Here is a 21,236-nt window from a genome sequence, read left to right as displayed (position 1 = left end):
CACCTCTGGGTCCGGATGCCCCGGAGTTGTCCACAGGCGCAGGGGGCCGAGGAGGTTATGCAGAATTACCGTCGCGGCCGCCGTCCTCATGGTCCGTGTCGTTGCCGGCTGGGTTGTCTCCCGCGCCGGAGTCGTCAGAGGGCTCGCGACCGTCGGCCCCGTCGGCGGATTTCTCGGCGCGTTCCTGCGCAAGGGTGGCCTCGAGCTGGGCGATCGGATCGTCGAACGAGCTCACGCCGCCGCCGATGACACCGTCGATGAAGGCGGCGGGATTGTCGAGATCCTCGGCGTCGGGCATCAGATCGGGGTGCGCCCACACCCCATCACGGGTGGCGATGTCACCGGCCTCGAGCAGCTGTCGCCACAGGGCCGATGCCTCGCGTACCTTCCGCGGCCGCAGCTCCAGGCCGACCAGGGTGGCGAAGGTCTGTTCGGCGGGGCCACCGGAGGCGCGTCGGCGGCGCATCGTCTCCGTCAGCGCGCCGACGCTCGGGATGCGGTCGGCCAGTGCGGTCGACACCACCTGCTCCACCCACCCCTCGATGAGGGCGAGGAGCGTCTCGAGGCGCGCGAGGGCCGCCTGCTGCTCCGGGGTGGTGGTCGGCTCGAAGGATGCCGACGACCCGATCAGTTCCTCGAGTTTGGCCGGGTTCGACAGCAGCTCCTGGGGATCGACACCCGAGGTCATGTCGGCGATGCCGCTGAAATCGATGCTGATCCCACGGGCGTACTCCTCGACCGTGGACAGCAGCCGTTGGCGCAGCCACGGGACATGGCTGAACAGCCGGACATGCGCGGCTTCCCGGGCGGCGAGGAAGACGACGATCTCCTGGGCCGGCTGCTCGAGGCCTTCGGCGAATTTCGCGATCGCCTCGGGCAACAGGACCGCCACACCCTCCGGCGCCAGGGGCAACCCGACGTCGGTCGAGGTCAGCACCTCCTTCGCGAGCTGGCCCAGTCCCTGACCGAGCTGGGTGCCGAAGGCCATGCCGCTCATCTGGGTGAGCATGCCCATCATCGGTCCGGCGAACTGGGCGGCCTCGGCCGGAAGATTCTGCTCCCAGGTCCGCGACAACTGCTCGGCAACGGGATCGCACAGCCGTTTCCAGGTGGGCATCGACTCTTCGAGCCACGTCACCGGCGTCCACGCCACCGACTGACGCACCCCGCTGGGGAAGGTGGTGACATCATCGAGCCAGACCTCGGCCAGGCGGACCGCGTCGGTGACAGCGTTGGTCTCCTTGTCCAGCACCGGCGTGAAGTTGCCGATCTGTTGGCGCGCCAGATTCGATGCGACCTGGTAGTTCACCGGGCCGCCACCGCCGGAGCCGGGAGTCATCCCGGCGCCCATGCCGCTGAACATGCTGCCCAATTGGGAGAACATCTGGCCCAATTGAGCTGGATCGAACGAACTGGGATCGAAACCCTCACCGCCGAGGGCGAATCCGAAGGGGTTCTGGGTGCCGCCGGAGGATTCACCGGACCCGGACTGATCCTTACGGCGCTCGTTCTCGGCGCGGCGCTCATCATCTCCATCACCGGATGGGGAGAAGCCGAAGGGCAGATCATTCATGGTCTCCACGGTACCGTCCGCAGTCCGGGGAGGCGTTCGCCTTGAGCGTAGGCGGCTCACGGTGCCACGCCGAGGCCGGACCGGCGGCCCCGATCGCCGTCGGGGAGGTCAACTACTGTGAGCGGAATGAGTCTTCAGCCCGGTCACCGCCGGCTCGCGACGGTCGCCGTGACGGCGGTGGTGTTCGTGGCGTTGCTGTTCATCGGTACATCCGTGCAGGTCCCGTTCGTCGCGCTGGGGCCGGGTCCCACCGTCAACACCCTGGGCGAGCTTGACGACAAACCGGTCGTCGACATCACCGGTGTGCCCACCGACCCGACCACCGGAAACCTCAACCTGACCACGGTCTCGGTGACCGACGGGATGTCGTTGTTCCAGGCGTTGGGTATGTGGATGTCGGGCACCTACAGCCTCGAGCCGCGCGACCGGCTGTTCCCACCGGACCAGAGTCCCGACGAGGTGCGCGAGCAGAACCAGCAGGAGATGACCGGGTCCGAGGACAGTGCGACCGCGGCGGCACTGCGCTACCTGGATCGCCCGACCAAGCTGGTGCTCACCTCAGTCGCCGACGGCGGTCCGGCAGCCGCCGAACTCGAGGTGGGTGATCAGGTCCTGGCCGTCGACGGGCAGGCGGTGTCGACGACCGCGCAGATGCAGGAGGCGGTGATGTCCCGCGCACCCGGCGACTCGGTGCCCATCGCCATCGATCGGGGCGGACAGCGGCAGTCGGTGACGGTCACCTTGGCCGCTCGGCCCGACGACCCGGAGGTCGGCTACCTCGGTGTCACCCCGGAGGTGGTCAATGCCGACCCGGCGTTGAAGATCTCCTACAACGTCGGCGACATCGGTGGTCCGTCGGCCGGGATGATGTTGACGCTCGCTGTGATCGACCGTCTGAGCCCGGGAGAGCTGACCCACGGCGACTTCATCGCCGGCACCGGCACCATCACCGAGGATGGGGTGGTGGGCCCGATCGGCGGAATCACCCACAAGACCCGGGCGGCGCGCGACGCCGGTGCATCGGTGTTCCTGGTTCCCGAACGCAACTGTGCCGAAGCCGTATCCGATGCGCCCGACGGTCTCACCCTGGTGAAGGTGGCGAACCTGGACGGTGCGGTCGACGCGTTGGACGCGATCGGTGCCGGCCGGTCGGCGCCGCATTGCTGAGATCGACAGGGTTCCCCATCTGACGGGTCGGCGCCGTCGACGCCGACTACTGATACGAATCGACGTCTGATGCGAATCGTCGCCGGCTCCGCACGGAGTGGAGTGGCGATCAGCTCTCGTCGAAGGTGTGCGCGAGCGCGGTCCGCAGGTCGGCGGCGAGGTCGTGGCGGGTGAGCAGTTCGATGTCGCCATCGGTGACGTCGGCAGCGGGGTCCGGACGTAGATGCAGCAGACCCAGGGTGGTCCCAGAGCGCAGCGCGCCGACGATGAGGCGCGCCACCCGGCGTTCGGGGTGCGCGGCTGCTCCCGAGAGGGTGTCGGTGCCCTCGGCCTCGGGCGGCAGGACGACGATCTCCTGGATCAACGCCGCTCCGGCGACCGCGGCAGGCCAACTCGTGGTGGCCAGTGCTCGTTCGATATCGGCCGTCAGGTCGGTCTTTGAGCGGTCGGTGTCCCCGGATGTCGCCTCGTCTGCTCGGGAGGCCACCGCCGCAACGTCGGCGGTTGTGTCGCGGGGGAAGGGTTCCTGTGCGATCGGACTCAGGACGGAGTCGTCGTCGGGGGCGATCAAGCCCGGCTGTGAGGCCGCCAGGATCGCGGTCGGTACCAGGGCGAACAGCATCGGTGGCTGTCCCCATCCCGCCGGGTCGACGAACTCGACGATGTCGCGCAGGGCGGCACCGAGATCGTCGACGGACAGCGTGGCGGGGTCGCTGGCGGGGCCTGAATCGTCGGTCACGGCCCCCATCTTGCCGTTTCGCGTCGGTGTGACGCGGAACTCACCGCGTCGGTCGATCGTTGCCGGGGTGTCGTGCACATCCGGCAGCACGTGACGGCCATCTCGATATGGCGCGGAGCGAAGCGGTACTCGGCGCCCGTGTGGCGCAGTCGATCGTTGTCCGGAGCCGACCAGTACAGTTGGGTGCACGAGTCAGGCGGGCGTCCACGCCGGTCGGGCCGATGTCCGGAATGAGAACTTTGGAGAGTGGGTCAGGTGGGCGTTCGCGGGCCGGCTGGTATGCCGACACTGTCGCGCAGAAGCAAGATCGCCATCGGGATCGGCGTCGGCATCCTGGTGCTGTTGCTGGTGGGGCCCCGTCTGGTCGGGTTGATCACCGACTGGTTGTGGATGTCCGACGTCGGATACACGCGGGTGTTCTCGACGGTCATGTGGACCCGCGTGATCCTGTTCCTGGTGACCACGCTGGTGGTCGGGCTGCTGATCTTCGGCGCCATCGCGATGGCGTACCGTTCGCGTCCGGTGTTCGTGCCGGCCTCGGGACCCAATGATCCGCTCGCGCGCTACCGCAGCACAGTGATGGGCCGTACCCGGTGGTTCGCCATCGTTCCGGCCGTGATCATCGGCATCCTGGCCGGGCTGGTAACGCAGGGGTCGTGGGCCACGGTGCAGACCTTCTTGCATGGTGAGCAGTTCGGCGTCACCGACCCGCAGTTCGGCATCGATGTGAGTTTCTACGCCTTCGACCTGCCTTTCATCAGGCTGGTGCTGAACCTGCTGTTCGTCATCGTGGTGATCGCCTTCCTCGCGAACCTGCTGACGCACTACCTGTTCGGGGGCATCCGGCTGACCGGCGGTGGCGCCAACGGCAACGGACCGTCGTTCTCCAACGCGTCCCGTATCCAGCTGGCCGCGCTCGCCGGAACCTTCCTGCTGCTCAAAGCGGCCGCCTACTGGCTGGACCGTTACTCGTTGCTCTCGAGTCAGCGCAAGCAGGACATCTTCACCGGCGCCAGCTACACCGACATCAATGCGGTGCTGCCGTCGAAGCTGATCCTGATGGCCATCGCCATCATCTGCGCGGTCGCGTTCTTTGCCGGCATCGTGCTGCGGGATCTGCGGGTACCGGCGCTGGCGACCGCGTTGATGCTGCTGTCCGCGTTGGTGATCGGCGTGGGTTGGCCGCTGGCGATGGAGCAGTTCTCGGTCAAGCCGAACGCGGCACAGAAAGAGTCCGAGTACATATCGCGAAACATCACCGCCACCGAACAGGCCTATGGGATAGGTCCGGAACAGGTGACCACCCAACCCAACTGGACGGCCGAACCGGTCAACCAGCCGTCGGTGGACGCGGACACGCCGACGTTGTCCAACATCCGCATCCTGGACCCGAACATCGTCTCGCCTGCGTTCACGCAGTTGCAGCAGCGACAGAACTTCTACGGGTTCCCGACACAGTTGGCATTGGATCGCTACGACATCGACGGCGAGATGCGCGATTTCGTGGTCGCGGTCCGCGAGATCGATCCTGCGCGACTGGTCGGCAACCAGACGAACTGGCTCAACAAGCACCTCGTCTACACCCATGGCAACGGCTTCGTCGCGGCGCCGGCCAACCGGGTCAATCAACCGGCCTCCGACGACGTCGAGGGTGGCGGTTCTCCGGTGTTCTTCGTCAGCGATCTGTCGAATTACCAGACCGAGGAATATCAGAACGAGGCGCCGATCAAGGTCACGCAGCCACGTATCTACTTCGGCGAGCTGATCTCGCAGGTCGACCCCGACTACGCGATCGTCGGTTCCAACAGCGACCAGTCCCGCGAGTACGACACGCAGGACTCGACGTACACCTACCAGGGCGATGCCGGTGTGTCGCTGGGCAACTACTTCAACCGGTTGCTCTATTCGATCCGGTTCGCCGAGCGCAACTTCCTGCTCTCCGGTGAGATCAACGAGAACTCGAAACTGCTCTACGACCGAGACCCGCGCGACCGTGTCAAGAAGGTCGCGCCGTGGTTGACCGTCGACTCCAAGACCTACCCGGCCGTGATGGCGGACGGGTCGATCAAGTGGATCGTGGACGGCTACACGACGCTGGACAACTACCCGTACGCGCAGCGCACCTCCCTGCAGGCGGCCACGACCGACGCGCAGGAACTGAACCAGGGCCAGACCGGACGCACCCAGGTCAATCGCAGCGTCTCCTACGTCCGAAACTCGGTGAAGGCCACCGTTGATGCCTACACCGGCGAGGTCACGCTCTATCAGTTCGACGACCAGGACCCCGTGTTGCGGACGTGGATGAACATCTTCCCCGGGACCGTGAAATCGCGCGCGGAGTTCGATCAGCAGGAATCGCTGGCCGATCACGTCCGCTATCCGGAGGATCTGTTCAAGATCCAGCGTTCGTTGCTGACGAAGTACCACGTCACCAACCCGCAGCAGTTCTTCGAGGGCAGCGACTTCTGGTCGGTGCCGTCGGACCCGACGAACGAGGACGCCGACGCGCAGGGCCTCGATCAGCCGCCGTACTTCTTCGTGGCGTCCTCGCCGGAGAACGGTCAGCCGTCCTTCCAGCTGACGTCGGTGCTGACCCGTCTGAACCGCCCGATCCTGGGTGCCTACATGACGGTGTCGTCGGATCCCACCGACTACGGTCAGATCACGGTCAAGACCATTCCGACCAACATCCAGCGTGATGGTCCGCGCCAGGCGTTCAACCCGATGCAGCAGGATGATCGCGTCGCCGAGAGTCGACGCAACTTCCAGGGCAACGTCGACGTCATGTTCGGCAACCTGTTGACGCTGCCGGTGGGTAACAGCGGAATCCTCTATGTGGTGCCGATGTATGCGCAGGCACGCGGTGAGGGTACGTATCCGCGCCTGTTCCGGGTGATCACCCGGTATGAGAATCGGGTCGGTTACGCGCCCACCACGGCGGGTGCGCTCTCGCAGGTGGGGATCAACCCGCAGGGAGCCGCGCTGGTTCCCGGGGAGACCACCCCGCAGCCGGAGGCGCCAGAGCAGACCGAGCAGCCGCCGGCCGGCGAGCAACAGCAGGTGACCCCGCCCGCGACCGGTTCGACCGCGGAGCGCGACGCCGCGCTGCAGGCGATCAGCGAGGCTCTCGACGCTTTGGAGCAGGCGCAGAGCGCGGGGAACTTCACCGCCTACGGCGAAGCCCTCGACCAGCTGAACGAGGCCGTCCAGCGCTACGAGGCACTGCCCAACTAGTCAGCATCAACTGGTGAGAACCGACCGCCCGCGTGAGCCATGTTCACGCGGGCGGTTCGGGTTGACGAGGGTCTGCTGGGTACCCGCGGGTGGTCGACAAGCCGCGCGAGCCGAGTCGGCCCGCGGCAGCCGAGTCCGCCCGCGGCAGCCGAGCGGGGTCCGCTCAGCTCAGCGGCGTGCGAGGCGCCGTATCACCCGCGATAACGCTGGCGATACCGACCGAGTTCGGCTTCGGTGTTGTCGGGCAGCACCGGGCTGTGATGGTGGCTGTGCGTCAGGGTCATGAAGATGGCGGTCGCGCCGGCAAACGCGCCGATCATCAGCAACCCGAACACGATCGCCGGGACGACGTTGCCGCCGGCCATCGCGACCAGCCACAGGGCGGCGCTGGCGAACCCGCCGAGCACCAACAGATATCCGAGAACGCTCATCGGATGATTTCCGTGGCTCTCGTGATGGGGCAGATGATGAGTTGCCATCGTTCCTCCTCGATCTCGCTGTATGCGGTATCTGTGAGGCCAGGATACCGCGCTGTGATGTTTATCACATTGAGATGGGTGTTCTGCTAGCCGTCAGCGGCGGTGTTCGGCGAGGTAACGCTGCTTTTCAGCGTCGCTGTCGTCCGGGATGAGTGGGCTGTGGCCCAGCCGCCGCGCCATTGTGGCGTAGATGGCGGCAGCGCCGACCAGGAATGCCGCGCCGGCGACGCCCGACGCCACCGCGCCGCCGGTGTTGCCCTCGGCGGAGAACGTGACCGCCAATCCGAGCGCCGGGATGATGAGCAGTACCAGCAGAAATGCGACGATGCTCATCGGGTGACGATTGTCGGATGCGGTGGCGTTGCCTGAGGCGAGGCTGGTCACGGTTGGTTCTCCTTTGTTTCGAACACACCTTCTGTCTCCCTCACGATGCGCCGGCAGCGGGCGCACCGACAGGGACTTTCGGCCCGGTCGGGGCGGGTCGTCGGATACTGAACGCGCTGTCGGTCGTGCGGGCCGCGGCTGCACCGATCGTCGGTCTGTTGGCGGCGGTGTACGCCGGACGACGGTCAGAACCAAGGCCAGGCGGATCGGTGCCGGTGGGTGATCCGACGGGTGTGCCTGAATCCGTTGGCGCGGCAGCTAGCGGCATTTCCGGCAGTCCGACCGCAGTGATCAAAGTGCCCTGTGTCACAGGGGGATTGGTTGTCGGCATGTGAACGCGACGGGGCGTCGGAAGCGATTTGCACCCGCGGCAAACCAGTGTGTAACGTGGTGTTCACCAACGCGGGGTGGAGCAGCTCGGTAGCTCGCTGGGCTCATAACCCAGAGGTCGCAGGTTCAAATCCTGTCCCCGCTACCACTCGAGAAGGCTCCGGAAGTGTGCTTCCGGAGCCTTCTCGCATGTCTGGGGTCACCCGAGAGTCATCAGTCCCGGTAGTCGTGAAGGTAGTGGCCGACCTCGACGGTGGTGTTGTCGGGAACCAGGGCGTCGTGGTGCAACCGCTTGGTCATGACCGTCAGGATCGTCGTCGCAGCCAGGAGGAGGCCGAGTGCGGCAACTCCGGTCACCGCTGCGCCGGTCGTCGCCTCGGCGAGCAGGACGATCCAGATGCCGCCCGCGGCGAAGCCGAGAAGCATGAACAAGTAGGCGAGAACTGCGACCTCGTGATAGCCGTGGTCGGTGTGATGGAGGGTGAACATCGCCATCATCTCCTTTGTGGGAATCCCTTCCGCTCCACTTCCGATAATACCCCTAGGGGTATGAAGTGAACTGTGTTCTGAGACACGTGGCCGGCGGCAGTGACGTGGCTCGGCGCGCATGTCCAGTCGCCGGTCGGGACGCGATTTTCACCCGCGGCGGGAGATGTGTACAGTGGGGTCAGCAACGCGGGGTGGAGCAGCTCGGTAGCTCGCTGGGCTCATAACCCAGAGGTCGCAGGTTCAAATCCTGTCCCCGCTACCACCACGAGAACCCCTGCCGGACAAAGCCTGGCAGGGTTCTTTGTTGTTCGGGTCCGCGGGCTGCAGGCGCCCACGGTGTCAGCGCACCGGCATTCCGCGACGGGGCGTCATCGCGACGAACCACGCCTCGTTGACGCCGAGCACCACGATGAGGCTCAACAACAGCCCTTCGAGTTCGATCGGGGTGAGCGCAAGATTCACCGCGTCGGCGAACCCCGGCCAGACGGCCACCACCACAACGGCGAGATACAGCGGCACACCGGCGCAGACGAAGATCCACGGCAGCACCCGCGCGTCGGTGCGCAGCGCGAACTGGTGGGCCAGCATGGTGATGCCGACAGCGCCCAGGATTCCGGCCACGGTGAACGCCGCTCGCCACACATCGGCGATCTCGGGAGCCACCTGCGCCAGCAGCGACACGGCGGCCGGGATCACGAACTGCAGGGACACCAGATAGGCCATGCGGCGTCCGGCTCTCGTTCCTCCGCCGAGGTCGCCGCGGTCCTTGATCGCCACCCACCACAGCCCGAGCAGGGTGAAATTCGTCGCGGCGACGACCCCGTAGAACGCGGACTGGTCCATGTCCTGACGATAGTCGCCCGGGGGGCTCCGCGTAACCCTGTTTGTACTGCTCACACCATGTTTTTCCGCTATCGGTGGTGCGGTTGGGCGGGGTCAGTCGGAGTGTTCGAGCACTGCCTTGAGCCGGCGCAGATCCTTGGTGTTCGCCCGGCGCATCGCACACGCCATGAACGGGGCGGCGACGGCTCCGAAGCCGGTGGGCTGCCCGCGGTTGCGCAGCGACATCCGCGTCGACTCGGTGTCCAGCCGCTCCCACTCGTAGGTGGTCTCCATCTCGAACGGGCCGTCACTGGTCCGCATCACGAACCGATGCTCGGGCACCATCTCCACGACGTCGTAGGTGTATTCGAGTCGGCGGCCCAGGAAGTGGGCGACGAACGCGATCTGTGAGCCGACCGCCAATGGCGGCGGTGTGCGCATCCGCGACGACTCGATGTTGGCGTACCAGTGCGTGGCGTTCGCCGGATCCTGGGCGTAGGTCGCGACGTCGGCGACCGGCCGTCGGATGGTGATGTGGGTGATGACGTCGACCATGCGCACCTACCTGCTTTCGCGCCGCGTAACCATCAGGCCAACACCATCATGGCAGTGCGCCCGCGGTGTCAGACGTGGATCGCCACGACCGAGTAAACAACGTCGTCGGGCAGGATGGCATCCATGACTCGGACCGAGCGCTTCACCTTCACCGGATCGTCGGGTACGCAATTGGCTGCGCGGCTCGACCGGCCGGAGGACGAGCCCCGCGCCTACGCATTGTTCGCACACTGCTTCACCTGTTCCAAGGACGTGATGGCCGCGTCCCGGATCAGTCGACGCCTGGTGGAGCGAGGTTTCGGGGTGCTGCGGTTCGACTTCACCGGCCTGGGGGCCAGCGACGGGGAGTTCGCGAACACCACGTTCACCTCCAATGTCGAAGACCTCGTCCTCGCGTCGGAGGCGCTCGGCGCCCGCCACGCGGCGCCGCGGCTGCTGATCGGGCACAGCTTCGGTGGTGCGGCCGCGTTGGCCGCGGCCCCGCGTCTGCCCGACATCACCGCCGTCGTCACGATCGCGGCCCCGTTCAACCCGGGGCAGATCCGGCATGTCTTCTCCGACGACGCGCTGCGGCGGATCCGTGAGCAGGGCAAAGCCGAGGTGACCCTGGCCGGGCGGACCTTCACCGTGGGTGCCGATCTCCTCGCCGACGCCGATGAACAGCACCTCGAGAAGATCCTGCCCGAACTCGGCCGCGCATTACTGGTGATGCATGCGCCACTCGACAAGGTCGTCGACATCGACAACGCGCGTCGCATCTACACCGCCGCCCGCCATCCGAAGAGCTTCGTCGCGCTCGACGGTGCCGACCATCTGCTCAGCAAACACGCGGACGCCGAGTACGCCGCCGACGTGTTGGCCGCGTGGGCATCCCGATACCTTCCCGCGGTCGTGGCACCCGAATCCGAACCGCCACCCGGCGGGACCGTGCTCGTCGAGGAATCCGACCGCGGGCATCTCACCCAGAGCATTCAGGCCGGGCGGCACTTCTGGGTCGCCGACGAACCGCTCGGGGTGGGCGACGACCTCGGTCCGAATCCCTATGACCTGCTGTTGTCTGCGGTGGGCGCGTGCACGTCGATGACGCTGCGCATGTACGCCGAACGCAAGGGTCTGCCGCTGGAACATGTGGCGGTCCAGTTGCGGCATCGTCGAAGCCACTCGAAGGACTGCGTCGACGCACAGGGTCGTCCCTGTCGGATCGAGTTCGTCGATCGCGAGATCCGCCTGACCGGCCCGCTCGACGACGACCAGATCCGGCGCATGGGTGAGATCGCCGACCGATGCCCGGTGCACCGCACCGTCACCGGCCAGCTCGAGGTACACACCAGCGTCACGATGGCGGACTCGGCGATCCGGTGACTCTGTTGAGTGCGACCATGGTGGGGTGCAGATAACCACCGAGCAGCAGTTGCGCGAGATCGTCGGACACCCGCATCAGAAGGTGATCGACAAGGTTCGGCCCGCCCTGCATCGGGTGCATGTCGAGTGGCTGGCGGCGTGTCCGATGGTGTTTCTGGCCACCTCCGATGCCTCCGGACGGATGGACGTCTCACCGAAAGGGGACCCAGCCGGCAAGATCGTGCACGTCCTCGACGAACACCGCGTCGCGCTGCCCGAACGGCCCGGTAACCGCCGCGTCGACGGGTATCTGAACGTGCTGCAGAATCCGCACGTGGGTCTGGTCGCGCTGATCCCGGGACGGGGAGACACGTTGCGGATCAACGGGACCGCCCGCATCGTCGACGATGGAGACTACTTCGACGCGCTCACCGTCAAGGGAGTGCGTCCGCTGCTGGCGCTGGAAGTCGACGTCGAGGAAGTGTTCTTCCACTGTGCCAAGGCATTTCTCCGCTCCGACCTGTGGCGCCCGGAGACCTGGGAACCCGACGCCGTGCCGAGTACGGCCAAGCTCACCAAGGCGCTGATGCCCGAACTCGACGAGGCCGAACTCGAGAAGGCCTACGCCGAACCCGAGTTCCGCAAGTGGCTGTACTGAGTTCAGCGTAAGGCCGCGTCGAGTGCCGCCTCGAGATGGTCGCTCGGCGACATCGGGAGGGTGTGATGGGTGCCGGCCGGCAACGTGACCACTGCCGCAGTCGGTAGCGCAGCGCGGACATTCGTCGCGACCTGGGCGACATCGTGCACCCGGCTGTCGGGGGCGAGGAGCACAGAGACCCGGTGGGCGTCGAGTGCCCGGAGATCCTGTGGTCGGGGTCGGCGGGGGATGACGGGCCGGGCCGACGGAAATGATCCGACGCCGGTGGTCGTCACGGTGAGCCAATCGGGGTCGAGGTCGGCGCCCTGGGTTTCCCACACCAGTAACCGACGCTGCCGGTCGGCGTCGGGTCGGAGCAGGACGGGCAAGGCCCGGATCAGATAGGCCGCCGACATTCCGGCGAAGCATGAGTTCGGGTCGAGCAGCACCAGACGCCGGACCCGGTGGGGACGCCGAAGTGCATACGCCAGTGCGATCATCGCGCCGTAGGAGTGCGCGACCACGTCGACGGTGGGCGCTGCGCTGTCGTCGAGTACCTCGTCGATCCAGTCACAGAGGTCGTCGGTGCTGCGGAACCGGTCGCCGGTGCTCCGACTCCGCCCGGGCTCACCGATGATGTCGGGCGCGATCACCCGATGGCCGCCGGCGAGGTGGCCGGCCAACGCGGTCCACGCCATCGAGGTGGCGCCACCCCCGTGCAGAAGCAGGAGCGCAGGTGCATCGGCTGCGCCGGTTGTCCTCGGCTGCCCGGCTGTCGTCACGTGCGTGGTGCCGAACCGACCCTCGGTCTCGCTCGTCGTCGTGTCGTCCGGCCAGCGCCGCAAGAGGCGCGCATAGGCATCGTCAAATGCGGCGCCGGCTGCAGACGCGGAAAAGTCCGCGACGGTTTTCGCCTTCGGTTGAGCCATGCGTTGTCCTCCCTGAGGTAGCTTGTTCATCAAGATAATCGCTGATCAAGAGAAACGGTAGGTGGGAGGGTGCCCGATCGATCGACTCCCGACCGGGTCGCAGACTCCGATCTCGAGCTCGTCCACGCCATCCGCGAGCTCACCGTCGCACTCGACCTGGAGGGGGCTGCCTTCGCGGCGGAGCGTGCGATGCACCCGACCGATGTGCGTGCACTCATCGCGTTGCTGGATCGGGAGCGCGAAGGTGGGGTGGCCACCCCCGGGTGGCTGGGGGACCGGTTGCGGCTGAACTCGGCGTCGGTGACCGCCCTCGTCGACCGGATGTCGGCGCGGCGGGAGGGAGTGGGACCGCTCGTCGAGCGGCATCGGGACCCGGTCGATCGGCGCCGGGTGATTCTGCGGGTCACCGACGACGCCCGCGCAATGGGATGGGAGTTCTTCGGCCCGCTCATCGGTCGCGTGATGGGTGTGGTGGCGGACCTCTCTGTCGAACACCGACAGGTGGTCCGGGCATTTCTGCGCGAGGTCACCGAAGCGGTCAGAACGGAGCCCGGCGACGATCGCCACCTTCCGTCGCAGCGCAGCGACCGCTGACCGCGCACTCGGCAATCCAACGTCGTGGCAACGACCACATCGATAGGGTCGTAGTCGACCACGGCACGGTTACGGCGGCCGACAACTCGGAGAGGGATGCGACGGCGATGGGGCATTACAGCGACGCGTTCGCGCGGGCACGCGACGATCAGGACGGCTTCTGGCTCGACGCCGCACAGGCCGTCGAGTGGGTGAACCCACCGACCCGCGCCCTCGACGACTCGGACGCACCGTTCTACCGGTGGTATCCCGATGCCACCCTCAACACCTCCTACAACGCGCTCGACCGGCATGTCGCGGCCGGGCACGGCGACCGCACCGCGATGATCTGGGACTCGGCGATGGTGGGGACGGTGCGTACCTATACCTATGCCGAGCTCCTCGACGAGGTGTCGCGGTTTGCCGGAGTGCTCGCGGCCAGCGGCGTCGCGGCGGGCAATCGCGTGGTGATCTATCTGCCAATGATCCCCGAGGCGGCCATTGCGATGCTCGCCTGCGCGCGCGTGGGTGCGGTGCATTCGGTGGTGTTCGGCGGATTCGCCGCACCCGAGCTGGCAGCACGCATCGACGACGCCGAACCCGTCGCCATCGTGACGGCGTCGGGCGGCCTGGAACCCGGACGCACGGTCGAGTACCTACCGATGGTGGCCAAGGCCCTCGAACTCTGCGCCTCGCCACCGGCGACGGTGATCGTCAAGGACCGCGAGGAGGTCGCGGGCAGCGCGGCCGACCACGACGGCTGGCTGGACTGGGACGCCCAGATGGCCGATGCCGAACCGACGGGCCCGACAACGGTGGCGGCGACCGACCCGCTCTACATCCTGTACACGTCGGGCACCACCGGAAAACCGAAGGGCGTGGTCCGCGACAACGGGGGCCACGCGGTCGCGCTGACCTGGTCGATGCGCAACATCTACGACATCGGTGCCGGCGACGTGTGGTGGACCGCATCCGATGTGGGCTGGGTGGTCGGGCACTCCTACATCGTGTACGGGCCGCTGCTGGTCGGTGCGACGACCGTGATGTACGAGGGCAAGCCGGTCGGCACCCCGGACGCCGGCGCATTCTGGCGGGTCATCGCCGACCACCAGGTCGCCGCACTGTTCACCGCGCCCACTGCGATCCGGGCCATCCGCAAGGCCGATCCGGACGCCGCCGAACTCGCCAAGTACGACACCTCCACGCTGCGGACGCTGTTCGCTGCCGGGGAGCGTCTGGACCCGGACACCTTCGAGTGGGCCACCGCGACCCTCGGGGTCCCGGTGGTCGACCACTGGTGGCAGACCGAAACCGGGTGGGCGATCGCCGCGAACCTGCGTGGCCTGGAGCCGATGCCGATCAAGGCCGGATCGCCGACGGTGCCCGTGCCCGGTTATCGGGTCGGCATCGTCGACGCCGGTGGGACGAAGCTGGGGCCCGGGGCGGAAGGCAACATCGTCATCGAACTACCGCTACCGCCGGGAACCCTGGCCGGCCTGTGGCACGACGAGGAACGATTCCACAAGTCTTATCTCGCCGCGTTCGACGGGTACTACCTCACCGGTGATTCCGGGTACGTCGACGCCGATGGCTACGTCTTTGTCCTCGGTCGCTCCGACGACGTCATCAACGTTGCCGGACACCGATTGTCGACCGGCAGCATCGAAGCGGTCGTCGCCTCGCATCCGGCCGTGGCCGAATGCGCCGTCATCGGCATCCACGACGACCTCAAGGGGCAACGGCCCAGCGGATATGTCGTACTCAAGGCCGGCGTCGAGATCGAATCCGACACCCTACGCAGCGAGCTGGTCGCCATGGTGCGCAACGAGATCGGGGCCGTCGCAACCTTCCGGGACGTGACCGTGGTGCCCGCCCTGCCGAAGACCCGCTCGGGCAAGATCCTGCGCAAGACGATGCGTCAGATCGCCGACCACGAGGAGTACACCGTGCCGTCGACGATCGAGGACCCCGACGTCTTGGCCGATCTCGCCAAGCAACTCGGCGGCTGAGCCGCGATTCAGGGCGCGAGACGACAGCAGCGTTCTCGGTACCTGTGCGACGTCGGTCAGAACCAGTTGGGTCGATCGGGCGGATGACTGGCGGTGGACGGTAGGGTGTCGGTCGGGTGATGGATCTCGCCCGGACCCGATCGTCGTGGACGACGGGCCCGAACCGCCGCCGCCGGCTGATAGTTCCTGGTCCGACAGACGGATGGGGCTGATGCATGGGTTCTGATCACATCTCGGGTGACACTTCACCCAACGAACTGCCGGCCGACACGCACGCCGAGTTACCAACAGATCCGGACACCGTTCGACCGCTGCATCTGCGGCCGACGGCGATTCTCTGGGTTCTGCTCGGCGGTGCCTGCGGAACGGGATTGCGCTACTGGGTCGAAGACCTGTTGCCCCACCACGACACCGGATGGCCATGGGGGACGTTCGCGGTCAACCTGATCGGGGCGTTCGCGCTCGGGGCCCTCCTCGAGGGGCTGGCGCGGTCCGGTGAGGACGCCGGTTGGCGTCGCCGGTGGCGGCTGCTGCTGGGCACGGGGTTCTGTGGCTCCTTCACCACCTACAGCAGCTTCGCATTGGAGATGTCGCTGCTGTCGCATCGCGGAGCGGTTCCACTGGCGATGGGATACGGACTGGCGAGCGTCGTCGCCGGCATCGTGTGCGCCTGGGCGGGAATCGCGGTGGCCGGAGTGGCACTGCGTCGACAGACAGGGGAGGTGTCGTGATCGTCCTGGCCGTGATGGCCGCCGGGGCGCTGGGCGCGGGTGCGCGATTCGTCCTCGACGGCGCGGTCAAGAGCCGGCGGGCGACGACCTTTCCGTGGGCGACCCTGGCGATCAACGTCAGCGGCTCGTTCCTGCTGGGGCTGATCGCCGGCGCCGTCATGTTCGGCACCCTCGATTCGGATGCGCAAGCGGTGGTCGGTACCGGATTCTGTGGTGGATTCACGACTTTCAGCACGGCGAGCTTCGAAACCGTTCGGCTGGCGGAGAAACGGCGGTCGCTGTCGGCCGCCGCCAACGCCCTGGCCTCGGTCGTGGGCAGCGCGGTGGCATGCGCCGCGGGTCTGGTACTGGCGTCGGCGGTGTGATCACCGCGGCGAGTGAGAGGGATGGCGATGAGCGACGATGACGTCGACTACGGACTGCGGCCCGGGGATGCGCCACTGCGCAGACGAATCCGAGGGCCCGCCGCGAGGCGTCCCGCGCAGGCGAGTCTGGTGATCGGGTGGGACCGGTCGCCGACCAGCACGGCTGCCGTGCGCTATGCGGTGGATCTGGCCCGTAGGCTCGATGCACATGTCCATGTGGTGCATGTGGTCGACATCGACGACACACCAATCGATCCGGACGCCCCGGACTGGGGTGATCAGCTGCGGGCGACGTTGATGTCCGACGCCGCCGAGGCCAAGGATTTGCTCGACGGTCTCGCAGCGTCGTGGACCTACCACAGTGGTCACGGCGACCCGGCGCAGCTGCTGGCCACCGTTGCCGATCGCTACAGCGCGCTGATGGTCGTCGTCGGGAGCCCACGAGGCGGATTGCTGTCATATCTGGATTCCCTGGTGGGGCAGTCGGTGTCGCAGCAGCTGATCGGTAACCGGAAGACGCCGCTGTTGGTGGTGCCCGCCGACGTCGAATCGTGACGAACGAGCGAGCAGGTGGCGCGCTCGGACCAGTTGTGGCGCAGGTGGTCTCGATACGCCCTCTCGCCTAGCGGCTCGAGGACTACTCGACCAGCGGAGTGAGGGTCCTCGATCGGCGGAGGGGGCCTCCACCGGCCGAGCGAGGGGGCCTCGACCAGCCGAGCGAGGGGGCCTCGACCAGCTGAGTGAGGGGCTTCGACCGGCGGAGGGGGGCCTCGACCGGCGGAGTGAGGGGGCCTCAACTGCCGGAGGGAAGGCTACTCGACCACCGGAGGGCGGCCCGGGACGTTCGTCGTTACTTCAGCTCGGCGCTGCTCTTGTTGAGCACGCGACGGGCGATGATGAGCTGCTGGATCTGCTGGGTGCCCTCGAAGATGTCGAGGATCTTCGAGTCGCGAGCCCACTTCTCCACCAGCAGCCGCTCCGAATAGCCCAGTGTGCCGGTCAGTTCCACCACTTTGTTGGTGATGTCGGTGCCGGTGCGCCCGGCCTTGGCCTTGGACATCGATGCCTCGAGCGAATTCGGTTCTTTGTTGTCGGCCATCCAGGCAGCCCGCATCGTGTGCAGGTATGCGGCCTCGAAATCCGACTCCATCCGAATGAACTCGGCAGCGGCGGCGTGCTGATCGGCGGCAGGGCGGTCGTAGTCAATCTGCACGCCGGCCTCCTCCAGTATGCGACGCAGCTCCTCGAGGGCCGCACGCGCGACGCCGACCGCCATACCCGCGACCATCGGCCGCGTGTTGTCGAAGGTCTGCATGACACCGCCGAAGCCCTTCTTGGTGTCGACCTCCGGTGAGCCGAGCAGGTTGTCCTTGGGGATGCGGCAGTTCTCGAACCGGATCACCGCGGTATCCGAGACTCGGATACCGAGTTTGTGTTCGAGGCGCACCACCTCGACGCCCGGGTGCTCGCGCGGTACGACGAAGCTCTTGATGGCTGCACGTCCGAGGCTCTTGTCGACCGAGGCCCACACCACGATGTGGGTGGCGCGGGATCCGGCGGTGACGAAGATCTTCTCTCCGTTGAGTACGTACTCGTCGCCGTCGAGGGTGGCCGTGGTCGACACGGCTGCGGAGTCGGAACCGAAGCTCGGCTCGGTGATGGCCATGGCGGCCCACACCTTGCCGAAGCTCTTGAGCTGTTCATCTGTGGCCACGGCGGCGATCGCGGCGTTGCCCAGGCCCTGATACGGGATGGTCAGCATCAGGCCGACATCGCCCCACGATGTCTCCATCGTGTTGATGACCGACTGCATGTTGCCGCCGTTGACCACCGCACCTTCGGGGCGGGGCTTGTCCGACTTCTGCTGGCTGCGTCCGCCGTCGGCGCCTGCGCCTGCCTGGCCTGCCTCGGCAAGGCCGTCGTAGAGGCTGGCCAAGGTGTCGAGCTCGACCGGGTAATCGTGCTCGCGCAGATCGTATTTCCGCGAGATCGGACGGAAGATCTCCGCCGCGGCCTGATGGGCCTGATCGATCGTCGCGTTCAGTTTCTTGGGGAGTTCGAGATTGATGCTCATAGTGGTTTCCTCACCGAATCCGTCGCGCCCTTACAGGACGACGATGCCCTCGCCGATGCCGGCGCCCCGCAGGTCGCGGTACCAGCGTTCCACCGGGTGCTCCTTGGTGAAGCCGTGACCGCCCAGGAGCTGGACGCCGTCGAGTCCGATCTGCAGACCCTTGTCGATCGTCAGCTTGCGGGCCAGTGCCGCCTCGCGGGCGAACGACAGGCCCTGCTCGGCGCGGGCGGCGCCACGCAGGGTGACCAGACGGATCGAATCGACCTCGGTGGCGATGTTGGCCACCATGAAGGCGACGGCCTGCCGGTTGGAGATCGGCTCGCCGAATGCCTCGCGCTCGTTCACGTAGGGGATCACGTAGTCGAGTACTGCCTTCGCGGTGCCGGCGGCCAACGCCGACCAGCCCAGACGCGACAGCCGCACCACATCGCGGTAGGCCGAGAACGCGGCCTCACCGTCGGCCCCACCCAGCAGCGCGGACTCGGGGACGGCCACATCCTGCAACAGCAGTCGACCCATGCCGGCCGCACGCACACCCATTCCCGGGTCGGCTTCGACGATCAGGCCCTTGGTGCCGGACTCGACGATGAACAGCGCCGGACGACCGTCGAGCTGTGCACCCACGATGAACAGTTCCGATGACCCGGCCGCCGGGACGAATGACTTGACGCCGTTGAGGCGGTACCCGCTGGGTACGCGGGTGGCCTTGGTGCCCAGGTCGAAGGCGTCGAACAACGGCTTCGGTTCGGCGATCACGACCGACGACTGCGGTACGTCCTCACCGGCGAAGTCGGGCAGGTAGGTGCGCTGCTGCTCGTCGGTGCCGAAATTCGTCAGTGTGGTGGCCACACCGCTCGGCGCGAGCAGCGGCAGTGCCAGCCCCATGTCGCCGTAGGCCATCGCCTCGGACACCAGTGCGTTGGTGACCACGCCGCGCTCGGCGGCGGCGCCCTCGAACTCCTCGGGCACGTTGATCATGGTGATGCCGAGCTCTGCCGAACGCTTGAGGATGTCCTCGGGCGCCGCGGCTGCGTTGTCGGCGTCGTACGCGGCCGGTCGCAGGATCTCGGTGGCGAACTCCCGAACGGTCTCGGCGATCATCTGCTGCTCGTCGTCGGGGGTGAGGTTGAAGTACCCCTTCGGCGAGGTGGTCAGCCGCTTGGCCTGACCCGATCCGCCCTGCGCCGCCTGGAACGCGCGGTTGGCCGCGCCCAGCGTCTGGAAGCCGGTCTTGGTGCCCTGGTAGGCGATACGGTTGAGGGGCTCGCGGATCTTGTACTTCTCGGCGAACTCCGACCCGGTGACCGTCGTCAGCACGCGCATTGCGGTGCCGATGAAATTGCGTGGATGCGGGTTCTTTCCGACGGCGGACGTATCGCGGGGTTCGGTATGCCGCGCTTCGGTTTGTGAGGTCATGGTTCACCAGCCTGTTCTCGGGCGGTCGGGGTCGTGCCGGGTGTGGCGTCGGCCCCTATCTTACTCGATAGTAAGTACAGACCTTACTCCTCGGTAAGTAACTTGTCACGCACTACTCTGGTCGGGTGACTGTTCGCCCCGGCTGTTCATCCCCCGGGTATCGTTTCGCGCCCCCACTGCCGCAGGGGGACGAAGCGATACCCGGGGGACGAACTGAGGCCGGCGGGGGTCGGGGGACCGCCGTCGCGGTTGCGGCGGTCGGGGTCGCGGCGATGGGGGCAGCCGTCGCGGTGTCGCCGACGACTCTGTCGAGCGGTCCGGGAGTGTGTCCCTTCGCGCATCTGACCGGTCTGCCGTGTCCGGGCTGCGGGCTGACCCGCAGCTGGGTGGCCCTCGGACACGGAGACGTCGTCGGAGCGATCGGGTTCAACTGGTTCGGGCCGCTGTCCATGGCAGTGGCGGTGATCGTCACCGCCATCGCGCTGTGGACGGCACTCACCGGCGGTGGTGCTCTGCGGCGGGTGCAGCACGTACTGACCGGCCGGATTGCGATGTCGGTGCTCGTGGTGTGGCTGGGCTATGGACTTGTGCGAATACTCGATGCCGGATTCGGTTGGGGTCTCTTCCCTCTCGTGGTGTGACTCTGCTCGTGGTGTGACACCGACCCGCCGCGGTGACGTGACGTCGGCTGCGCAGGAGAGCAGAGTGGGATGCATGCAGATCACACACTTCGGTCATTCGTGCGTCCTGGTGGAGATCGACGACACCAAGATCCTCTTCGACCCGGGCAACTTCTCCCACGGCTTCGAGGGACTCACCGACCTCGACGCCGTCTTCATCACCCACCAACACCCCGATCATTGCGACGTCAACCGGCTGCCCGACCTGATCGCGGCCAACCCGCAGGCGGTGCGCTTCGCCGATCCGCAGACGGCCACCCAGCTCAACGAGGACAACGTCGCCGGTCCGTGGACCATCGCCAACGCCGGTTCGCACACTCAGGTCGGCCCGGTAACAGCGCGGTTCACCGGCGGTCGGCACGCAGTGATCCATCCGGAGATCCCGGTGGTCGACAACGTCGCCTACGTACTCGACACCAAGTCGATGACCGGCCGCTTCATGCATCCCGGCGACTCGTTCTACATCCCGTTCGAGAAGATCGACGTCCTCGCCCTGCCGTCCGCGGCGCCGTGGATGAAACTCAGCGAATCAGTCGACTACCTGCGTGCCATGGCCCCGCGGGTCGCGGTTCCTATCCACCAGGCCATCCTGTCCGACGCCGGTTCGGGCGTGCACTACGGCCGGCTCGCGGACATGAAGGCGGCTTCCACCGACTTCGTCGTCCTCGACGAGGAGTCGGCAACCGAACTCTGATTCGGTTGCTCCGCC

General features: G+C 66.8%; 21 protein-coding genes, 2 tRNA genes and 1 riboswitch. Of the genes, 13 read left to right on the top strand and 10 right to left on the bottom strand.

Translation table 11 applies throughout. The features are described from left to right. Window positions 1–55: 55 nt before the first annotated feature. Entirely contained in the window at window positions 56–1,573 is a 1,518-nt protein-coding gene (locus L1892_RS15905; protein ID WP_235724580.1) for a zinc-dependent metalloprotease, read from the bottom strand. Between the two features lie 126 nt (window positions 1,574–1,699). On the opposite strand from L1892_RS15905, the gene L1892_RS15900 reads away from it, so the two are divergent. Then, window positions 1,700–2,740 carry a YlbL family protein gene (locus tag L1892_RS15900; RefSeq protein WP_235724579.1) on the top strand — a complete coding sequence of 347 codons (1,041 nt, stop codon included), beginning with the start codon at window positions 1,700–1,702 and terminating at the stop codon, window positions 2,738–2,740. 109 nt (window positions 2,741–2,849) lie between these two features. Here L1892_RS15900 and L1892_RS15895 read toward each other — a convergent pair whose 3' ends face one another. Then, a complete protein-coding gene (locus L1892_RS15895; protein ID WP_235724625.1) occupies window positions 2,850–3,488 on the bottom strand; it encodes a PPA1309 family protein in 639 nt (212 codons plus the stop codon). A 270-nt stretch (window positions 3,489–3,758) separates the two neighbouring features. Between L1892_RS15895 and L1892_RS15890 the strand changes: the two genes are divergently transcribed. Beyond that, entirely contained in the window at window positions 3,759–6,713 is a 2,955-nt protein-coding gene (locus tag L1892_RS15890; protein ID WP_235724624.1) for a UPF0182 family protein, read from the top strand. 191 nt (window positions 6,714–6,904) lie between these two features. On the opposite strand, the gene L1892_RS15885 is transcribed toward L1892_RS15890, so the two are convergent. Together L1892_RS15885 and L1892_RS15880 are read right to left on the bottom strand one after the other, a co-directional pair. Beyond that, window positions 6,905–7,192, bottom strand: a complete 288-nt coding sequence (locus L1892_RS15885) for a hypothetical protein (RefSeq protein WP_235724578.1) — start codon at window positions 7,190–7,192, stop codon at window positions 6,905–6,907. 93 nt (window positions 7,193–7,285) lie between these two features. Continuing rightward, window positions 7,286–7,576 (bottom strand): hypothetical protein, encoded by a 291-nt coding sequence (locus L1892_RS15880; RefSeq protein WP_235724577.1) that lies wholly within the window; start codon window positions 7,574–7,576, stop codon window positions 7,286–7,288. Between the two features lie 401 nt (window positions 7,577–7,977). On the opposite strand from L1892_RS15880, the gene L1892_RS15875 reads away from it, so the two are divergent. After that, window positions 7,978–8,054: transfer RNA gene (locus L1892_RS15875), tRNA-Met, on the top strand. Between the two features lie 65 nt (window positions 8,055–8,119). Here the strand turns inward: L1892_RS15875 and L1892_RS15870 are convergent. Beyond that, a complete protein-coding gene (locus tag L1892_RS15870) occupies window positions 8,120–8,395 on the bottom strand; it encodes a hypothetical protein (protein ID WP_235724576.1) in 276 nt (91 codons plus the stop codon). A gap of 185 nt (window positions 8,396–8,580) precedes the next feature. Here L1892_RS15870 and L1892_RS15865 point away from each other — a divergent pair. Next, window positions 8,581–8,657 (top strand) — tRNA-Met (locus L1892_RS15865). A 77-nt stretch (window positions 8,658–8,734) separates the two neighbouring features. Here L1892_RS15865 and L1892_RS15860 read toward each other — a convergent pair. Both L1892_RS15860 and L1892_RS15855 read right to left on the bottom strand, forming a co-directional pair. Next, a complete protein-coding gene (locus L1892_RS15860; RefSeq protein ID WP_235724575.1) occupies window positions 8,735–9,238 on the bottom strand; it encodes a hypothetical protein in 504 nt (167 codons plus the stop codon). A gap of 93 nt (window positions 9,239–9,331) precedes the next feature. Continuing rightward, window positions 9,332–9,772 (bottom strand): SRPBCC family protein, encoded by a 441-nt coding sequence (locus L1892_RS15855; protein WP_235724574.1) that lies wholly within the window; start codon window positions 9,770–9,772, stop codon window positions 9,332–9,334. A gap of 123 nt (window positions 9,773–9,895) precedes the next feature. Here L1892_RS15855 and L1892_RS15850 point away from each other — a divergent pair, with 123 nt between their 5' ends. Both L1892_RS15850 and L1892_RS15845 read left to right on the top strand, forming a co-directional pair. Further along, on the top strand, window positions 9,896–11,134 hold the full coding sequence (locus tag L1892_RS15850) for a bifunctional alpha/beta hydrolase/OsmC family protein (protein ID WP_235724573.1): 1,239 nt from the start codon (window positions 9,896–9,898) through the stop codon (window positions 11,132–11,134). A gap of 25 nt (window positions 11,135–11,159) precedes the next feature. Then, window positions 11,160–11,771 (top strand): MSMEG_1061 family FMN-dependent PPOX-type flavoprotein, encoded by a 612-nt coding sequence (locus tag L1892_RS15845; RefSeq protein ID WP_235724572.1) that lies wholly within the window; start codon window positions 11,160–11,162, stop codon window positions 11,769–11,771. 2 nt (window positions 11,772–11,773) lie between these two features. Here the strand turns inward: L1892_RS15845 and L1892_RS15840 are convergent, their stop codons facing one another. Beyond that, window positions 11,774–12,679 carry an alpha/beta fold hydrolase gene (locus L1892_RS15840; protein WP_235724571.1) on the bottom strand — a complete coding sequence of 302 codons (906 nt, stop codon included), beginning with the start codon at window positions 12,677–12,679 and terminating at the stop codon, window positions 11,774–11,776. Between the two features lie 69 nt (window positions 12,680–12,748). Between L1892_RS15840 and L1892_RS15835 the strand changes: the two genes are divergently transcribed. The 5 genes from L1892_RS15835 to L1892_RS15815 all read left to right on the top strand — a co-directional run bounded on the left by L1892_RS15835 (window position 12,749) and on the right by L1892_RS15815 (window position 16,912). After that, entirely contained in the window at window positions 12,749–13,273 is a 525-nt protein-coding gene (locus L1892_RS15835; protein WP_235724570.1) for a MarR family winged helix-turn-helix transcriptional regulator, read from the top strand. Next, the gene (locus L1892_RS15830; protein WP_372475129.1) at window positions 13,192–15,261 is read left to right on the top strand and encodes a propionyl-CoA synthetase; all 2,070 of its coding nucleotides are present in this window, start codon (window positions 13,192–13,194) and stop codon (window positions 15,259–15,261) included. Before L1892_RS15835 ends, L1892_RS15830 begins: the two co-directional genes overlap by 82 nt. Before the next feature lie 106 nt (window positions 15,262–15,367). After that, window positions 15,368–15,457: riboswitch (Fluoride riboswitch) on the top strand. A gap of 19 nt (window positions 15,458–15,476) precedes the next feature. Further along, window positions 15,477–15,992: a fluoride efflux transporter CrcB gene (gene crcB, locus L1892_RS15825; RefSeq protein WP_235724568.1), complete on the top strand. Its 516-nt coding sequence runs from the start codon at window positions 15,477–15,479 to the stop codon at window positions 15,990–15,992. Continuing rightward, window positions 15,989–16,357: a fluoride efflux transporter CrcB gene (gene crcB / locus L1892_RS15820; protein ID WP_235724567.1), complete on the top strand. Its 369-nt coding sequence runs from the start codon at window positions 15,989–15,991 to the stop codon at window positions 16,355–16,357. Before crcB (L1892_RS15825) ends, crcB (L1892_RS15820) begins: the two co-directional genes overlap by 4 nt. A 27-nt stretch (window positions 16,358–16,384) precedes the next feature. Further along, window positions 16,385–16,912: a universal stress protein gene (locus L1892_RS15815; RefSeq protein ID WP_235724566.1), complete on the top strand. Its 528-nt coding sequence runs from the start codon at window positions 16,385–16,387 to the stop codon at window positions 16,910–16,912. A gap of 295 nt (window positions 16,913–17,207) precedes the next feature. On the opposite strand, the gene L1892_RS15810 is transcribed toward L1892_RS15815, so the two are convergent. Together L1892_RS15810 and L1892_RS15805 are read right to left on the bottom strand one after the other, a co-directional pair. Then, window positions 17,208–18,431 carry an acyl-CoA dehydrogenase family protein gene (locus tag L1892_RS15810; RefSeq protein WP_235724565.1) on the bottom strand — a complete coding sequence of 408 codons (1,224 nt, stop codon included), beginning with the start codon at window positions 18,429–18,431 and terminating at the stop codon, window positions 17,208–17,210. A gap of 30 nt (window positions 18,432–18,461) precedes the next feature. Further along, window positions 18,462–19,847, bottom strand: coding sequence for an acyl-CoA dehydrogenase family protein (locus L1892_RS15805; RefSeq protein ID WP_235724564.1), 1,386 nt, complete (start codon window positions 19,845–19,847; stop codon window positions 18,462–18,464). 272 nt (window positions 19,848–20,119) lie between these two features. Between L1892_RS15805 and L1892_RS15800 the strand changes: the two genes are divergently transcribed. Both L1892_RS15800 and L1892_RS15795 read left to right on the top strand, forming a co-directional pair. Further along, window positions 20,120–20,488 carry a DUF2752 domain-containing protein gene (locus tag L1892_RS15800; protein WP_235724563.1) on the top strand — a complete coding sequence of 123 codons (369 nt, stop codon included), beginning with the start codon at window positions 20,120–20,122 and terminating at the stop codon, window positions 20,486–20,488. Between the two features lie 73 nt (window positions 20,489–20,561). Further along, the gene (locus L1892_RS15795; RefSeq protein ID WP_235724562.1) at window positions 20,562–21,221 is read left to right on the top strand and encodes an MBL fold metallo-hydrolase; all 660 of its coding nucleotides are present in this window, start codon (window positions 20,562–20,564) and stop codon (window positions 21,219–21,221) included. The last annotated feature ends 15 nt before the right edge of the window (window positions 21,222–21,236 follow it).

This window comes from Gordonia tangerina (genome assembly GCF_021556435.1).
GTDB classification, from domain to species: Bacteria; Actinomycetota; Actinomycetes; order Mycobacteriales; family Mycobacteriaceae; genus Gordonia; species Gordonia tangerina.
Note: the sequence above shows the minus strand (reverse complement) of the source record. Positions and strands in the feature narration are given on the sequence as shown.

Bases quoted from the DNA above. Each gene is read 5' to 3' on its own strand.
- L1892_RS15900 (WP_235724579.1), top strand. From the start codon at position 1,700: ATGAGTCTTCAGCCCGGTCACCGCCGGCTCGCGACGGTCGCCGTGACG.
- L1892_RS15855 (WP_235724574.1), bottom strand. From the start codon at position 9,772: ATGGTCGACGTCATCACCCACATCACCATCCGACGGCCGGTCGCCGAC.
- L1892_RS15850 (WP_235724573.1), top strand. From the start codon at position 9,896: ATGACTCGGACCGAGCGCTTCACCTTCACCGGATCGTCGGGTACGCAA.
- L1892_RS15890 (WP_235724624.1), top strand. From the start codon at position 3,759: ATGCCGACACTGTCGCGCAGAAGCAAGATCGCCATCGGGATCGGCGTC.
- L1892_RS15870 (WP_235724576.1), bottom strand. From the start codon at position 8,395: ATGTTCACCCTCCATCACACCGACCACGGCTATCACGAGGTCGCAGTT.
- L1892_RS15800 (WP_235724563.1), top strand. From the start codon at position 20,120: ATGGGGGCAGCCGTCGCGGTGTCGCCGACGACTCTGTCGAGCGGTCCG.
- L1892_RS15905 (WP_235724580.1), bottom strand. From the start codon at position 1,573: ATGAATGATCTGCCCTTCGGCTTCTCCCCATCCGGTGATGGAGATGAT.
- L1892_RS15810 (WP_235724565.1), bottom strand. From the start codon at position 18,431: ATGAGCATCAATCTCGAACTCCCCAAGAAACTGAACGCGACGATCGAT.
- L1892_RS15895 (WP_235724625.1), bottom strand. From the start codon at position 3,488: ATGGGGGCCGTGACCGACGATTCAGGCCCCGCCAGCGACCCCGCCACG.
- L1892_RS15885 (WP_235724578.1), bottom strand. From the start codon at position 7,192: ATGGCAACTCATCATCTGCCCCATCACGAGAGCCACGGAAATCATCCG.
- L1892_RS15860 (WP_235724575.1), bottom strand. From the start codon at position 9,238: ATGGACCAGTCCGCGTTCTACGGGGTCGTCGCCGCGACGAATTTCACC.
- L1892_RS15840 (WP_235724571.1), bottom strand. From the start codon at position 12,679: ATGGCTCAACCGAAGGCGAAAACCGTCGCGGACTTTTCCGCGTCTGCA.
- L1892_RS15795 (WP_235724562.1), top strand. From the start codon at position 20,562: ATGCAGATCACACACTTCGGTCATTCGTGCGTCCTGGTGGAGATCGAC.
- L1892_RS15815 (WP_235724566.1), top strand. From the start codon at position 16,385: ATGAGCGACGATGACGTCGACTACGGACTGCGGCCCGGGGATGCGCCA.
- crcB (WP_235724568.1), top strand. From the start codon at position 15,477: ATGGGTTCTGATCACATCTCGGGTGACACTTCACCCAACGAACTGCCG.
- L1892_RS15805 (WP_235724564.1), bottom strand. From the start codon at position 19,847: ATGACCTCACAAACCGAAGCGCGGCATACCGAACCCCGCGATACGTCC.